Genomic DNA, 15,454 nt, shown 5'->3' with positions numbered 1-15,454 from the left:
TCGACGATGCGCGCGACGTCACGCGCTACCTCCACTATGGCAGTTGGCGCAACGACACACGTCGACGACCGGGCAGGTGACCCCTCAGCCGACGGCCTTGACGTCGCGGCTGTCGGCGGCCTTGGCGTTGCGGACCGCCTGTGTGGTGAAGGCCGAGGTCGCCTCGATGGCGTGCAGTGTCTCCGGATGGCGTGCGCTCATGACCGGGAATGCGTGGATCTGCCAGGCGTAGCTGTGCGCGACGGCGTCGACTCCCGCCTCGTCGAGCCGTTCGATCAGGTCGACCACGTCTGCTTCGAGCATCTCGTTCTCGGCCGTGATCATCACAGTCGGCGGGAACGCGTCGGAGTCGATGTCGGCTGCCTTACGCACACCACGCAGCGGGATCGGGCCCCGGTTGAGCAGCGGAACGAGCCGGGCCAGCTTGCTCATCGGAAGGTAGGCATCCGAGCGACTGCTGCGGTCGGGGTTGGTGCCGAGGTCGAGGTCGAGCAGCGGGGAGAAGCCGATGAGAGCGGCGGGTGTCGGTAGACCTGCTGCTGCCGCGAGTTCGACGACCTTCACGGCGAGGAAGCCGCCGGCCGAGTCGCCCGCGACCACCAGCCGTCGATAGCCGCGCTCGGTGAGCAACTCACGATAGGCCGACAGCGCGTCGTCGACCGACGTGCCCACACCGGCCTTCGGCAACTGTCGGTACTCGAGTGAGAACACCGGCAGTGCGCAGCTGTGCGCGAGACGGGCCACGATCGACCGGTGAGTCCCGAGTCCGCCGACGACGAAGGCACCGCCGTGGAGGTAGAGGATCGCGGTGTCGGAGTCTCTGCGCGACGGCCCGCTGGGCATGACGACCTCGGTCGGACGGCCCGCGAGCACCATCTCGTCGCGAACGACGCGCCGTGGCTCGGGAGCGGTCGCGAAGAGACGGTCGATCAGGAAGAGCCCGGCCATCCCGGGCCTGTTGAGCGGCCATATCGCAAGTGTTGGCTTCAGCAGTGCACGAGTCGCAAACCACAGTGGGTACGAGAGCGCACTGGCCTTTCGGTGATGCACAATTGGCATGCTGTTTCTCCTCACCCAACCCAACCGCGAGAAAGTGATGCGCGATCAGAATCGTGTGGCGGCGTCGACGGCAACCACGGCCCGAATTTCCCTGGCTAGTATTCCTGCACAGAGTCCTCTCACGAGGCAATTTCCTACAGTGTGTTCGGAACCGATGAATGTGAAGCTACACCCGTTTCGGAAGTCCGACGGTCTCGCGCCGGGAATTCCGAGCGCGATCTCACCGGTCGCGCGAATCAGAGAGCTAGGACACTCCACAGCAGCCATGTCAGCGACACCATGTGATGTACCCGCATCCGCATTCGGTTTCTCGTTCTCTCTCGCGCGTCGGCGGTACCCGGCGTGACCGACACGGACTCCACTCCCCTCGGACTGTCCCACCCGATCCCTGCCGAGTTCCTACTCTCCGCACAGGCAGCACCGCCACGCACACTCTGCGACATCCTCGATGCCACCACAGCGACCTACCCCGACGCCCCCGCCATCGACGACGGCGACCAGATTCTGACGTATGCCCAGCTCAGTGCGATCGTACGACGGGGCGCCGATCGCCTGGCACACCTCGGGGTGCGGCGCGGTTCGCGCGTCGGCATCCGGATGCCGTCGGGCTCACGCGACCTCTACACGGCGATCCTCTCGGTGCTCTACGCCGGAGCGGCGTACGTCCCGGTCGACGCCGACGACCCCGAGGAGCGCGCGACGCTCGTCTTCGGGGAAGCCGAGATCGACGCGCTGGCCGACGCTGACGGAATCCACGTCACCAGGCAACCTGCCGGTCCCGCAGCCCAGCCCGAGACCGACGTCGAGCACTCTGCGGACGCCAACCGGCCCACTCCGGAGGACGACGCGTGGATTATCTTCACGTCGGGTTCGACCGGTACCCCCAAGGGCGTCGCGGTCACCCATCGCAACGCAGCGGCATTCGTCGACGCAGAGGCGACGATGTTCTGTCGCGACGCGCCGCTGGGACCGGGTGATCGCGTTCTCGCGGGCCTGTCGGTGACGTTCGACGCCTCGTGCGAGGAGATGTGGCTGGCGTGGCGGCACGGCGCGTGCCTCGTGCCTGCTCCGCGATCGCTGGTACGCAGCGGCATGGACCTCGGGCCGTGGCTCGTCGCCCGCGACATCACCGTCGTGTCGACGGTGCCCACACTCGCGTCACTCTGGCCGCCGGAGGCACTCGAGGCTGTACGCCTGTTGATCTTCGGCGGCGAGGCATGTCCACCAGAACTCGCCGACCGACTCGCCGTCGACGGCCGCGAGGTGTGGAACACCTACGGCCCCACCGAGGCCACGGTCGTCGCCTGCGCCTCCCTACTCGGCGGTCCGGGCCCTGTTCGTATCGGATTGCCCTTGCCCGGTTGGGATCTCGCTGTCGTCGACGCCGACGGGATGCCGGTGGCCGAGGGCCAGACCGGTGAGCTGATCATCGGTGGCGTCGGCCTCGCACACTATCTCGATCCGGTCAAGGATGCCGAAAAGTACGCTCCCATGCCGACTCTCGGTTGGCAGCGCGCCTACCGAAGCGGCGACCTGGTGCGTCTCGATCGCGCGGGACTGGTGTTCGGCGGACGCGCCGACGATCAGGTCAAGGTCGGCGGCAGGCGTATCGAGCTGGGCGAGATCGACAACGCACTCCAGCATCTGCCGGGGGTGGGTGGCGCTGCCACCGCCGTGCGGAAGACCGCCGCGGGCAACAGCCTGCTCGTCGGCTACCTCGTCTCCCCCGACCCGGGTTTCGACGTCGCGAACGCGCATCGAATTCTCGCAGAACAACTTCCGGCTCCGATGGTGCCCCGCCTCGCCCTCGTCGACGAACTGCCCACCAGGACGTCCGGCAAGGTCGACCGCGATGCGCTGCCGTGGCCGCTCCCCGGTGCCGAGGGCTCCGACGACGAGGACGCGAGCGACCTGAGCGGCACCGAGGCCTGGTTGGCAGCGCGCTGGACCGATGTCCTCGGCGCAGCCGTGACGAGCACCGAGACCGACTTCTTCGCCGAAGGCGGCGGCTCGTTGGCCGCGGCGCAATTGGTCACGGCGCTGCGGGAGCGTTACCCGGAGATCACCGTCGCCGATCTCTACGACCACCCGCGGCTGGGTTCGCTCGCAGAGTTTCTCGGTGAGACGACTGCGGCAGAGGTCGTCGACCCTCGCGTGGTGAAGCCGACACCCGCCGCGGCCGGCGTCGCGCAGCTACTCCTGTCGGTGCCGTTGTCGACGCTGACCGGCCTGCAGTGGGCCACCTGGCTCGGCGTCGTCAACAACATCGGCGCATGGGCGGCCCGCAGGCTCGATGTGTCGGTGCCCTGGCTCATCGAGGTCAACTGGTGGGTGGTGCTCGTGGCGTTCATCGTCTTCATCACACCCCCCGGCCGAATGGTCATCGCGGCGATCGGGTCGCGTCTCCTGCTCGGCGGCGTCGAGTCCGGTACGTATCCGCGCGGCGGGGCAGTACACATAAGACTCTGGGCCGCCGAGCGGCTGCTGGTCGCGAGCGGCGCGGCCAATCTCTCGGGTGCCCCCTGGATGATCTATCTCGCACGCGCTCTCGGCGCGTCGGTCGGGCGCGGAGTCGACCTGCACACCATCCCGCCGGTCACCGGCAAACTGACGATCGGTGAGGGCGCGTCCGTCGAACCCGAGGTCGACGTCGCGGGCTGGTGGATCGACGGCGACGTCGTCCACATCGGCGAGGTCGTGATCAAGCGCGGAGCGACGGTGGGGGCGCGCTCGACGCTGGCCCCCGGCGCCGTCGTCGGCAAGGATGCCGAGGTCGGTCCCGGGTCCGCGGTGTTCGGTCGGGTCAAGGCGGGACAGCACTGGGCTGGATCACCCGCGGTCAAGATAGGCAAGGCCACCCACGCGTGGCCCGATCACCGACCGCGTCGGGCAAGCTTCTGGGTCCCCGTCTACGGGCTGTCGTCGATGGTTCTCGCCGCGATCCCCCTGATCTCGCTGGGCGCTGGACTGCTCGTCATCGGGACGTGGGCGTTGCACGCCGATCGGCTGCGCGACGTCGCCCTGCGATCTGTGATCCTGCTGCCCGCTGCGGCAGTCGTGAGCCTTGCGGTGTTCGCTGCGATCACCGCGATCCTCGTCCGTGCGATGTCGATCGGTCTGGACAAGGGGTACCACCCGGTCCGGTCGCGTGTCGGCTGGCAGGTGTGGATGACCGAGCGGCTACTCGACTCCGCCCGCACCTACCTCTTCCCCCTCTATGCCGGGTTGCTCACGCCGTGGTGGTTCCGCGTTCTCGGCGCGAAGGTCGGCAAGGGAACCGAGATCTCGACAGCGCTCGTGCTCCCCAAGTTCACCACCATCGCCGACGGCGCTTTCCTTGCCGACGACACGATGGTCGCGTCCTACGAACTCGGCGGCGGCTGGATGCACATCGACGATGTGAAGATCGGGAAGCGCTCATTCCTCGGCAACTCCGGAATGGCAGCGCCGGGACGCAAGGTACCCAAGAACGGTCTGGTCGCCGTACTGTCGGCAGCACCCGACAGGGCGAAGTCGGGATCGAGTTGGCTTGGCAGTCCGCCGATTCGGCTTCGACGCACCGCGGCAGAGACCGACACGTCGCGGACCTTCGACCCGCCCACCCGACTGAAGGTGGCGCGCGCGGTGATCGAAACCCTCCGACTGATCCCGGTGATGATCTCGTTCGGACTCGGCATCTTCATGTTGCTGAGCCTGCAGTACATCGCCCAGCAGGCGAACTACGTGATCGCCGGACTGATCAGCGGCCTGCTGCTGATCTTATGCGGCGCCATTGCGTGTTGCGTCGCTGCCGCAGCGAAGTGGGCCGTCGTCGGCCGCATCGAGGTCTCGGAGCATCCACTCTGGAGTTCCTTCGTCTGGCGCAACGAACTCTCCGACGCCTTCGTGGAAACCGTTGCCGCACCGTGGTTCGCGAACGCCGCAACCGGCACCCCGATCCTCAACCTCTGGCTGCGCCTCCTCGGCGCACAGATCGGCAAGGGCGTGTGGTGCGAAACCTATTGGCTTCCAGAGGCCGACCTGGTGACTCTCGGCGCGGGCGCCACCGTTGAACGTGGCTGCGTTGTGCAGACTCACCTGTTCCACGATCGCGTGATGGCCATCGATCGCGTGGTTCTGGCCGACGGCGCCACGCTCGGACCGCATTGCGTTGCGCTGCCCGCATCCGGGTTGGGCGAATCGGCGACGGTCGGTCCGGCGTCGTTGGTCATGCGTGGCGACGTGGTGCCCGCCCACACGCGGTGGCAGGGCAACCCGATCGCTCCCTGGCACGACTGACCGGGAACACGACTGCCTGGGAACACGACTGCCTGCTAGCGCGACGAGCGTCCGCGCACGAAGCGATACAACGAGAAAGCGGTGGCTCCCCACTGTGGGGGCCACCGCTTTCTCGACAGACGAGGCTGATCAGACCGCCGGTTGGTCGGAGACCTTCTTGGGCAGGTTGAACAGGGTGACGACCGAGATCACGATGAGCATGATGCCCGCGACCCAGACCAGGACGCTCAGAGCCCACATCGACGAACCGATCAGCAGCACGAGTCCCGCGAGGATTGAGATCACGCCGGTGAGGATCAGGTACCAGGTGGGCGCGTGCGCGGTCTTGGAAAATGCGGTGACCAGATCGCCGATGCCGTCGAAGAGCCAGGCGAAACCGATGAACAGCGCAAGGAACCAGACCGCGTTGGCGGGACTGAACAGGGCGATGATGCCCATGACCAGCACCAGGAAACCGAGTATTCCGATGAGCACGCGCCAGCCCGTACCGAGCATCGAGGCCGAGAACGCCACGTAGATGCGGAACAGGCCCGCGACGATGAGCGCGATGCCAAAGAGAACTGCAAGCACGAGCACCGTTGCCGATGGCCATACGACGGCGACGATACCGAGCACGATGCCGATGATCGATGTGACGATCATGGCTGTACGGATAGAGTTGATCAACTCGTCGGGAATCTGTTTTGCATACGGCGCAAAGGTCATGCGCTCAGCGTATCCCCGCGGCCGACGTTATGACGGGATTCAGCCACAACTGCACGAAAGCGCGTTGCACAGGCGTTGGCTCGTAGGGGCCGGTCTGTGGGGGCACTTTGTGAGGGATGGTTTGTGAGGGGCGGTGTGCGACGGCCCACGGACATGAGGGTAAGAGTTTGTCAGTGTCCACAACGAGCGCATTCTTCACTTCGGACGGTTCGGACTCCCAGACCGAGAGCTGTCCCGCAATTCCCACCTCATACGCCATGAGCCTCTGGGCGCCAGGCACTCTCAACGGACCTGCCGTCTGCGCACTCGCCGCACATCGCGTCGAGCGCCGGTTCGGCGAGAACGGTTTCCGAGCGGCTCGGTTCACGATTGACATGTTCAAGGTCGCCCTCGACGTTCCCACGTTCACCCGAGGCCGTCTCATTCGCGCGGGGCGTCGAATCCGGGTGGCAGAACTCGATGTGGTCCAGGGCTCCCCGGCGAACAGCACGGGTGGCGACCCGAGTGCCGATCAGGTCGTCGTGGCACGGGCGACGGCTGTGTTCCTCCGGACCTCACAGAACCCGCCGGGCGCACGGTGGCAGCGCCCAGCGGACTCCATCACCTTCCGGCCTCCAGCCGGACACATCCCCGATGACGACCTGATGTCCCGTTTCTCTTCCGACGCGGAGGCGTCGGGGCTGGATACCGACGCGGAGGCGTCGGGTCTGGCGGAGGCGTCGGGTCGACGCACGACGAATCACGCTGTCGGCGCGTGGAACACCGACATGGGTGCGCATCAGAACGGCCGGCGTAAACGGCTCTGGTCGCATCCACTGCCCACGATCGACGGCGAGCACGCTACGCCGTTCGTCAAAGCCGTGACAGCCGGCGAGTCGACGAGCCTCGTCACGAACTGGGGATCGACGGGTATCGGTTTCATCAACTGCGACCTGACCGTCGAGCTCGCACGTCTACCGTACGGCGACTGGGTGGGTGTCGAAGCCGACAGCCATGTCGAGAGTGACGGCATTTCGATCGGCACTGCGGGATTGTTTGATTCGCACGGAATGTTCGGAATGGGCGCAGTCACTGCTGTCAACAATGCCGCAGCGGAAATCGATTTCACGAGCATCGACCTCACCGAGGGATATCGCGAGGCGTGAGGTGGCACCATTCCGCACGATCCGGCCGTGAAACCGCGAGGTAACTATTAGGTCACCACTTGTCGTACTGGAACTGGGTACGAGGCAACCGTCTGCGACGCCGGTCATCATTACCGGCCGTTCAGATGCCAGTGGCCTACACCAACCAACTCGGCAAGTTCGTCTGACTCGGCCAGCTGCTGACCCGATTCACCAACGACACAACCGAAGCCGACGGTCGGCGGGCATCCGTACACCCGCCGACCGTCGAACCGGTCGCAGACCGCTAGGCCAATGCCGAGGTCACTGCCCGAGCAGTGAACGCATCCGATTGATCTCGGCCTGCTGCGTCTTCTTGATCTGCTCGGCCATCGTGCGCGACGCCGGGTCGATCCCCTTGGCCAACTCGGTGTCGGCCATCTCGATTGCTCCCTGGTGATGGGAGATCATGCCCTGCAACCACAGCCGGTCGAACGCCGCACCACGCGCGTTCTCCATGTCCGTCATCTGTTGCTCCGACATCATTCCCATCTCCATCGAGCCGTGATCCGTCGCCCCCTGGCTCATCGAACCGTGATCCATCGAACCGTGGTCGGTCGAACCGTCCGAGTTCTGCGTGGTCGACACACCCCACGATGCCAATCGTTGTGTCATCTGGTCGATCTCGGGTTGCTGAGCATTCTTGATCTGTGTCGCCAACTCGCGGACGGCAGAGTTCTCGGTACGCGACGGCACGAGGTCGGCCATGGCGATGGCCTGCTGGTGGTGCGGGATCATCTTCTGGTTGAACGTCACGTCGTCGGCGTTGTGGGTCGTCGCCTCCGACGAGGCGCTCTGTGCCGCGCTCGGGTGTGGGGTCGACGATGTACTTGTCGACGACTCGTCGGACGTCGAACAACCCGCTATCCCGACCATGAGCGCAGCGCCCGCACAGACTGCGAGCAGGCGGGCATGACGAAATGAAGTGCTGGACATCAATGTGTTCCTTGTCTGTGTACTGGAGGTGATCTGCTGAACTCGGCCCCGGTATGACTGGGGCCCGATGTCGTCGATTCAGCAGCGAATCACGTTCAGACACAGGTGACCACGTATCGCCCATGGCGGTGGTCGGCCGAGTGGGCGAACGGTGGGGATCCACACCGCAACCATCGCGAACAGCAGAGCGGCGAACACCAGGATCGGCACGACCGCGGGTTCGAGCGAGGGAAAGTCGATGGCGCGTAAGGACAGGCAGTGATGCCCGAGAATCGCGCAGTGATCGCCGGACGACATCTGCGAGTCGGCTCCCGCCGACCCCGCCATCGTCATCTCAGGCCTGGGCATCTCAGGCATGGGCAAACCGGGCATGGGAATGCCGCTGTGCGCGGGAGCACCCGCCGTCGGAGCAGGGGCGTGCGTGGGTCCGACGAGACCGTGCATGGCGACGACGGCCATGACGAGCAAGGCCGCGAAAGCCGGCCATGCGGGACCGGTCGCCAAGCGTCGCAGGGATCGTCGGCGACCACTCACTCGCCGCTGCGGTCGGGCCACGGCGACCAGATTACCGGTCACCGCTCCCTTCAGGCACCGCTCCCTTCAGACACCGCTCCCTTCAGGCACCGCTCCCTTCAGGCACCGGTCGGCGAGGACGCCGCCCCGTCGGTTGGCGCCCCGTCGGTTGGTGCCCCGCCGGTTGGTGCCCCGTCGGTGTGTGCGCCCTCGGTTGTGCCGTCGGCCTCTGCCGCACGCTCCTGTTCGCGTCGTCCCTGTTCGCGCCGTCGTTGTCGCGGCAGGATGAACCGCCGGTCGATGAGCGTGTAGACGGCGATCACGAGAGCGGCGAGTGCCCAACCCAGCAACACGTCGAAGACATAGTGCTCTGCGGTGTAGACGAGCGTGAAGGCCATCGCGAACGCGTATCCCATGAACAACGTTTTGCCCAGCGCCTTGACCCGTGGCCACATGAACAGGGCGAGCACCATGGTCAACCCGGCGTGCAGTGACGGAATCGCCGCGACGAGATTCGCTTTGCCCTGGCCGATTTCGATCAGGTTCGACGCGACATGAATGTGGAGATACTCCCAGCCACGCGCAGAGATGCGTTCGACGTAGGGTTGCGCACCCTCGTGCTGCGGATCGGTCGGCCCCAGAATGCCACCGGGCGTCGCCGCCTCGGGCGTTGTCATGCACTCGGCCTCGCGCGGACCGTCGACGACCTCCGCCGACGTGCATCGTGCGGCAGCCCAGGGCGGGGCCGCGGGAACGAGGGTGTAACCCACGAGTCCGAGGAACGTTGCAGCGACGAAGCATGCCGCGAAGCGTCTCCATGATGAGCGGTCACGCAACCACAGCACGGCGGCGACCGCGTACGGGACCACGAAATACGACATGTAGACGACGCTGGTGATGATCTCCCACCACGGTGCGGACGCCTCTTTGAGGTGGCCCTGCAGCCACACGGTCGGAACCACGCCGAACAACGCGTGATCGACGTCGGCCGCGAGATGCCAGTGCGTCGGCATGTTCACGATGCGCGCGACGTCGCGCGTCCAGTCGTAGAGGATGAGGATCAGCGCGAACGGCGCCCAGTCGATCAGCACGGTGATCGCGCGCCGTCGGCCGATCGTCGCAGCGAACAAGCCGAGACACAGCAGCACGATGAGCCGCGTGCGATCGAAGGCGAGCCCGTAGACAGAGACTTCGTAGATCATGAACGCGACCCATGCCGTGATCGCGATGCGTCGGACGAGGGTCAGATCTCGACGCTTCTGCGGCTCGGCCTCCATCTCTGCCGCGTCCGCGAGATCGTCGAGAACCGGCGCCATCGTCGACGGCTCGTCGGAGTCGTCATCACCTGCACCTCGTGCCGGAGGCCGTACCGCGTCGTCCACACTCAAGGGGAGTAATCCTCGAATTCCATCGGTCGAGCGTGCGCTGCGCTGCGCGCTCGACGAACACGATGGAACGTCGTCCATCCTTAACTCTTTGTCAGCCTAGTGAATACCGTACGGATACGAGGTATTTACCACTCGTTGTCAGCGCATCCACAGCCCATACTTCCTAGACTGGTGATGCGCATCACATCGATACGTCATCCAGGCGCCGGGAGGTTTCATGCCCAACCGTTTTCTCCGCTACGGCGATCAGCGCTACTTGATCACCAAAGAGGCCGAGGCCCGACTGAACCGCGCGCTCGACAATGTCTACGAGCACGGCTCCGGCCACGAGTGGCTGCATCTCTATCGCGACACCGAAGCGCCGTGCCGCCTACTGATCGCCAGCGGGGTACCGATCACGATTGAAACCGAGCCAGGACTCGGAGACTGACGCGACGCGGGGGCGATGCACACACTCCCTGCAGGAATGTCTGTCGGCGTTGGTCACTATCGTTGGCGTCATGCGCATCGGAGCCCATCTGCGTGAAGACGCCGAACCCCTCGAGACCGCCGAAGAGCTCGGGGTCGACGTCTTCCAGATGTTCGTCACCGACCCGCAGAGCTGGAAGAAGCCGGAGCCCCACCCCCAGGCTCAGCAGATCCGTGAATCACCCGTCGACGTGGTGGTGCATTCGAGCTACCAGATCAACGTCGCAAGTCTGAACAACCGCCTCCGCATGCCGTCACGGAAGGCCGTCGAACAGCAGGCAGCTGCCGCGGCAGAACTCGGGGCATTCGGTCTCGTCGTCCACGGCGGCCACCTGCGCGACGGCGAGGACGCCGCACAGGGATTTGCCAACTGGCGCAAGCTCTTCGACCGTCAAGAGGACAATGGCGGCTTCGGTGTGCCGATCCTCATCGAGAACACCGCGGGCGGCGATCACGCCATGGCCAGGACTCTCGAGGCCATCGACCGATTGTGGGATGCGGTCGGCGATTTCGAGCAGGCCGGATTCTGTCTCGACACCTGCCACGCGTGGGCGGGCGGCGAAGATCTCGTCGGTCTTGTCGAACGCGTCCGCGCAATCACCGGTCGTATCGATCTCGTCCACCTGAACAACTCGCGCGACGAATTCGACTCGGGTCGTGATCGTCACGCGAATCTGGAATCGGGCCACATCGATCCCGATGTGCTCGTTGAGGTCGCGCGCATCGCCGACGCGCCGCTGATTCTCGAGACCCCCGCCGACGGCATCCCCGCAGACCTCTCCTATCTGCGCGCGCAACTCTGAACCACCCCTGCGTCACCGGCGACCGCACTTCCGATTCGACCGGAGTTCACTTCAGCGAACAGCATGCTTGCAATTGCGAGCACTCTCACACTTCCCGCGGTTGTTACTGCATGCGGCCACGCGGTAAACTGGGGTTACTGGCGAGTAACTTGGCGTCCGCGTCAACTTCGATACACACGATGTCCTCGCAGCGGCACTCGTCGCGGCAGGGCTTGCGGTGGATGAGGTTTTCCGACGCTCCGTCGATGCCCGCCCAAAGTTCGTCAGCCCGCGGCACAACAGCCAGGTCTACAAGAAGGAACCAGACAATGGGTCATTACAAGAGCAACATGCGCGACCTGCAGTTCAACCTCTTCGATGTGTTCGAACTCGACAAGGTCCTCGAATCCGAAGAGTTCGGCGATCTCGACCACGAAACCGCTGTCGACATGCTCCGCGAGGTGAAGAACCTGTCCGAGGGTGTCATCGCGGAGTCGTTCGCCGAGGGCGACCGCAATCCCCCGACCTTCGACCCGGAGACGCACAGCGTCACCATCCCCGAAGCATTCAAGAAGTCCTACAACGCCTACATCGAGGCCGGTTGGGACAAGGTCGGTCTGCACGAGGACCTTGGCGGCATGCCGGCTCCCCGCACGCTCTACTGGGCCCTCGCCGAGATGGTGCTGGGCGCCAACCCGGCTCTGTTCATGTACTCGGCGGGTGCAGGCTTCTCCGAGATCTTCTACGACAACGCCACCGACGAGCAGAAGAAGTGGGCGCAGATCTGCGCCGAGCGCGGCTGGGGCGCCACCATGGTGCTGACCGAGCCCGACGCCGGTTCGGACGTCGGCGCTGGCCGCACCAAGGCCACGCAGCAGGAGGACGGCTCCTGGCACATCGACGGTGTGAAGCGATTCATCACCTCCGGTGACCAGGACATGACCGAGAACATCTTCCACCTCGTTCTCGCACGTCCTGAGGGCGCCGGACCGGGCACCAAGGGCCTGTCGCTGTTCTTCGTCCCCAAGTTCCACTTCGACCACGAGACCGGTGAGCTCGGCGAGCGCAACGGTGTCTTCGTCACCAACGTCGAGCACAAGATGGGCCTGAAGGTCTCCGCGACCTGCGAGGTCACCTTCGGCCAGCACGGCGTTCCCGCCAAGGGCTGGCTCGTCGGCGAGGTACACAAGGGCATCGCGCAGATGTTCGACGTCATCGAGCACGCTCGAATGATGGTGGGCACCAAGGCCATCTCGACGCTGTCGACCGGCTACCTGAACGCACTCGACTACGCCAAGGAGCGCGTCCAAGGTGCCGACATGACCCAGATGACCGACAAGACCGCTCCCCGCGTGACGATCACCCATCACCCGGATGTGCGTCGTGCCCTGATGACCCAGAAGGCCTACGCCGAGGGTCTGCGCGCCGTGTACCTCTACACCGCATCGCACCAGGACGAGGCCGCGGCGAAGATCGTCTCGGGCGCCGATGCGGACACCGCACATCGGGTCAACGACCTGCTGCTGCCGATCGTCAAGGGAGTCGGCTCCGAGCGCGCGTACGGCACGCTCACCGAGTCGCTGCAGACCTACGGCGGCTCCGGCTTCCTGCAGGATTACCCGGTCGAGCAGTACATCCGTGACTCGAAGATCGACTCGCTCTACGAGGGCACAACGGCCATCCAGGCGCAGGACTTCTTCTTCCGCAAGATCATCCGCGACAAGGGACAGGCCCTCGCACACGTCGCCGGTCAGATCCAGTCGTTCATCGACTCGGAGGCGGGCAACGGCCGACTCAAGACCGAGCGTGCCCTGCTGAAGACCGCTCTCGAGGACGTGCAGTCGATGACCGCGACGCTGACCGGGTACCTCATGGGCGCCCAGGAGGACTCGACGCAGCTCTACAAGGTCGGCCTCGGTTCCGTGCGCTACCTCATGGCTGTCGGCGACCTGCTGATCGGGTGGCTGCTGCTCAAGCAGGCCGAGGTGGCGCTGGGCAAGCTCGATGCGGGCGACGACGCCGACAAGGCCTTCTACGAGGGCAAGATCGCCGTGGCGAGCTTCTTCGCGAAGAACATGCTGCCGCTGCTGACCTCGGTGCGCAGCGTCGTCGAGAACATCGACAACGACGTCATGGAGCTTGACGAAGCAGCGTTCTGATTCGCTGATTTTACGACAACTGCGGCCCCGCAACCGGATTCGGTTGCGGGGCCACTGCTGTGTGTCGAACCTTCTCCGCTGACGGGCCGCCCGCACCCGACCTGAATGTGTGTCATATCGACAGATGTGGGTGCTGCAGCACCCACATCTGTCGATTCGACCCACTTGTCGGCGGATTCCCGTAACCACAAACAACAATGGCGGAAATCAATATAGTGACTTCAACAGTGCACGATCCCACTCATTTCGCGACTCGGAGACCACCGCAATGTCGAAGAGCTTCTGCCGTGTATCGCTTGGACTGATCATCGCTGCGGCGCTCGCCATGGGGCTGTCCCCGAGTGCGCGTGCCGACGAACGGCTCCCCATCGGGGTCCTACCGAAACCGGTCAGCTGCGCCTGGCTGACCTTTCCCGGACGTGCGGGCGCGTGGCCCGTTCCCCTCCACGCACCGAATCCCGGAATCGGACTACTCACCATGCCGCGTGCCGACGACCGTGTACAGCGCGCCCTTCCACCGAGAATCCACCTACGGACAGACAAGACCGGTTTCAACTCGATCTGGCAGTACGCACTCTTTGGCGGCAACCTCTATGCGAAATCTGCCAAGACACAGGGGGATTGGCGGATCGCGCCAGTTCCTCAGTGTTTGCAGGGGCAGATGACCGGCTTGTCCGTCGACGGGAGTCGGCTCGTCGTTCTGGTGTACGGCGGCCGAATCGCCACCTTGGAATCCGCTGACGAGACACCTGAACTGTGGTGGTGGACCACACGATTCGGTTCGCCGATCTGGCTCAACCCCGCAGGCAACAAGGTTCGACCCGACCAGCGCGCATGGAGCTTCTCGTGGCTTGATCCCATTTACACCTCGGTGATTCCTTTCCGCCAAGAGGCGACGTGGACAGACAGCGCGGGCCACAAACAGCCCGTCGGCGGCGCAGGCGTCACAACCGTCTACACCCTGTCCAAGAACGGAAACCGGATCCACATCCTCGACCCATGGTTGCCCGGAGCAGACCCGCTCAAACCCAGCGACAAACGCTTCTCCGACGACTACAGCTACGAGATGCTTGGCCCGCTCGGCGGACGGTTCGTATCGCGCAATCTGTCGTCGTCGGGTTCGACGACCTTCGTGATCAACGACTACGGCGACATGTACACACGTCTGTGGGATTTCGACATCTCCGGAGCCGACACCCTCTTCTTCTCGTACACGCCGGAGAACCAGGGGAATCTACAGGGCGCCCCCAACAACTTCGAGGGATTCTTCGCGCAGTATCCGTTCCTGCGCAGCATATTTCCGCAGGCCTACGCCAAGTTCCAACTACCTCCGCCCGCGTGGGTCCGGCAGCCGAAGGTTCCCGGTGAGATCACGTCGGCCATCACCATCCGGCAAACCGGATTCTCATCAGACAAGCGCGAACTCCGTGTCGAGGGCCGACGCAACGGGCAGAACGGCTACTGGTACAAGCCGATCGACCCGAACGCATCGTGGTCGTTCGCGCCGGTCAGCGGCTACTCACTCGCGCGCCCACTGCTCGACAACAGGACGGGAGACACCAGCTCGCTCACACTGGTTCCCGGCGCCGATGTGAACTACCGATACACCGACAAGTCGGGATGGACGCTGACGACGCGCAATTTCGACTATGCGACCGACACCGCGCAGTACGACCTGTGCGTCGACGGCACGTGCGCCGATCTCATCGGCTACCTCGCACCGACACCACGGCCCGGTTGGACACCTGAGGGGTTGACCTCATATCAGCGCCTCTACCAGGGGATGCTGGTGCTCGATGGCAAAGACCGCCACCGCGTCGACACGAATCCGCGATTGCGCGCAGCGGTTCGCTCACTCATTCCCAATCAGCGTATGGAGAACATCATCGCCACCGCGAACACGTCGCGGATGACGGTGTTCACCCTGGACCGAAAGATGGTGGAAATGACGCGATTCCGCTGAGCGGGCGTGGCACAACTGTCGTACAGGACCCACTCTCCCG

Annotated in this window: 11 protein-coding genes; 6 read left to right on the top strand and 5 right to left on the bottom strand. The window is 64.8% G+C overall.

From position 1 onward, the window contains the following. Positions 1 to 84: 84 nt before the first annotated feature. Entirely contained in the window at positions 85 to 1,059 is a 975-nt protein-coding gene (locus GOACH_RS19105; RefSeq protein ID WP_005178370.1) for an alpha/beta hydrolase, read from the bottom strand. Between the two features lie 342 nt (positions 1,060 to 1,401). Between GOACH_RS19105 and GOACH_RS19100 the strand changes: the two genes are divergently transcribed. After that, entirely contained in the window at positions 1,402 to 5,337 is a 3,936-nt protein-coding gene (locus GOACH_RS19100) for a Pls/PosA family non-ribosomal peptide synthetase (RefSeq protein WP_005178366.1), read from the top strand. Positions 5,338 to 5,466: 129 nt separating this feature from the next. Here GOACH_RS19100 and GOACH_RS19095 read toward each other — a convergent pair whose 3' ends face one another. After that, the gene (locus GOACH_RS19095; RefSeq protein WP_005178361.1) at positions 5,467 to 6,042 is read right to left on the bottom strand and encodes an HdeD family acid-resistance protein; all 576 of its coding nucleotides are present in this window, start codon (positions 6,040 to 6,042) and stop codon (positions 5,467 to 5,469) included. A gap of 116 nt (positions 6,043 to 6,158) precedes the next feature. On the opposite strand from GOACH_RS19095, the gene GOACH_RS19090 reads away from it, so the two are divergent. Then, complete coding sequence (locus GOACH_RS19090) at positions 6,159 to 7,187, top strand: thioesterase family protein (RefSeq protein ID WP_005178359.1); 1,029 nt, start codon at positions 6,159 to 6,161, stop codon at positions 7,185 to 7,187. A gap of 282 nt (positions 7,188 to 7,469) precedes the next feature. Here the strand turns inward: GOACH_RS19090 and GOACH_RS19085 are convergent, their stop codons facing one another. The 3 genes from GOACH_RS19085 to GOACH_RS19075 form a co-directional block, all read right to left on the bottom strand. Beyond that, positions 7,470 to 8,141: a DUF305 domain-containing protein gene (locus tag GOACH_RS19085; RefSeq protein WP_005178357.1), complete on the bottom strand. Its 672-nt coding sequence runs from the start codon at positions 8,139 to 8,141 to the stop codon at positions 7,470 to 7,472. Positions 8,142 to 8,219: 78 nt separating this feature from the next. Next, a complete protein-coding gene (locus GOACH_RS19080; protein ID WP_245551962.1) occupies positions 8,220 to 8,717 on the bottom strand; it encodes a hypothetical protein in 498 nt (165 codons plus the stop codon). A gap of 56 nt (positions 8,718 to 8,773) precedes the next feature. Beyond that, positions 8,774 to 9,970: a phosphatase PAP2 family protein gene (locus GOACH_RS19075; protein WP_005178354.1), complete on the bottom strand. Its 1,197-nt coding sequence runs from the start codon at positions 9,968 to 9,970 to the stop codon at positions 8,774 to 8,776. Between the two features lie 289 nt (positions 9,971 to 10,259). Between GOACH_RS19075 and GOACH_RS19070 the strand changes: the two genes are divergently transcribed. The 4 genes from GOACH_RS19070 (at position 10,260) to GOACH_RS19055 (ending at position 15,414) form a co-directional block, all read left to right on the top strand. Then, positions 10,260 to 10,472: a hypothetical protein gene (locus tag GOACH_RS19070; protein ID WP_005178353.1), complete on the top strand. Its 213-nt coding sequence runs from the start codon at positions 10,260 to 10,262 to the stop codon at positions 10,470 to 10,472. Positions 10,473 to 10,542: 70 nt separating this feature from the next. Further along, positions 10,543 to 11,313, top strand: coding sequence for a deoxyribonuclease IV (locus GOACH_RS19065; RefSeq protein WP_005178348.1), 771 nt, complete (start codon positions 10,543 to 10,545; stop codon positions 11,311 to 11,313). 308 nt (positions 11,314 to 11,621) lie between these two features. Beyond that, on the top strand, positions 11,622 to 13,451 hold the full coding sequence (locus GOACH_RS19060) for an acyl-CoA dehydrogenase (RefSeq protein WP_005178347.1): 1,830 nt from the start codon (positions 11,622 to 11,624) through the stop codon (positions 13,449 to 13,451). Positions 13,452 to 13,719: 268 nt separating this feature from the next. Continuing rightward, the gene (locus GOACH_RS19055; protein WP_005178345.1) at positions 13,720 to 15,414 is read left to right on the top strand and encodes a hypothetical protein; all 1,695 of its coding nucleotides are present in this window, start codon (positions 13,720 to 13,722) and stop codon (positions 15,412 to 15,414) included. Positions 15,415 to 15,454: the final 40 nt, after the last annotated feature.

This window comes from Gordonia aichiensis NBRC 108223, from assembly GCF_000332975.1.
Taxonomy (GTDB): Bacteria; Actinomycetota; Actinomycetes; order Mycobacteriales; family Mycobacteriaceae; genus Gordonia; species Gordonia aichiensis.
This window is presented reverse-complemented; position numbering and strand designations above follow the sequence as displayed.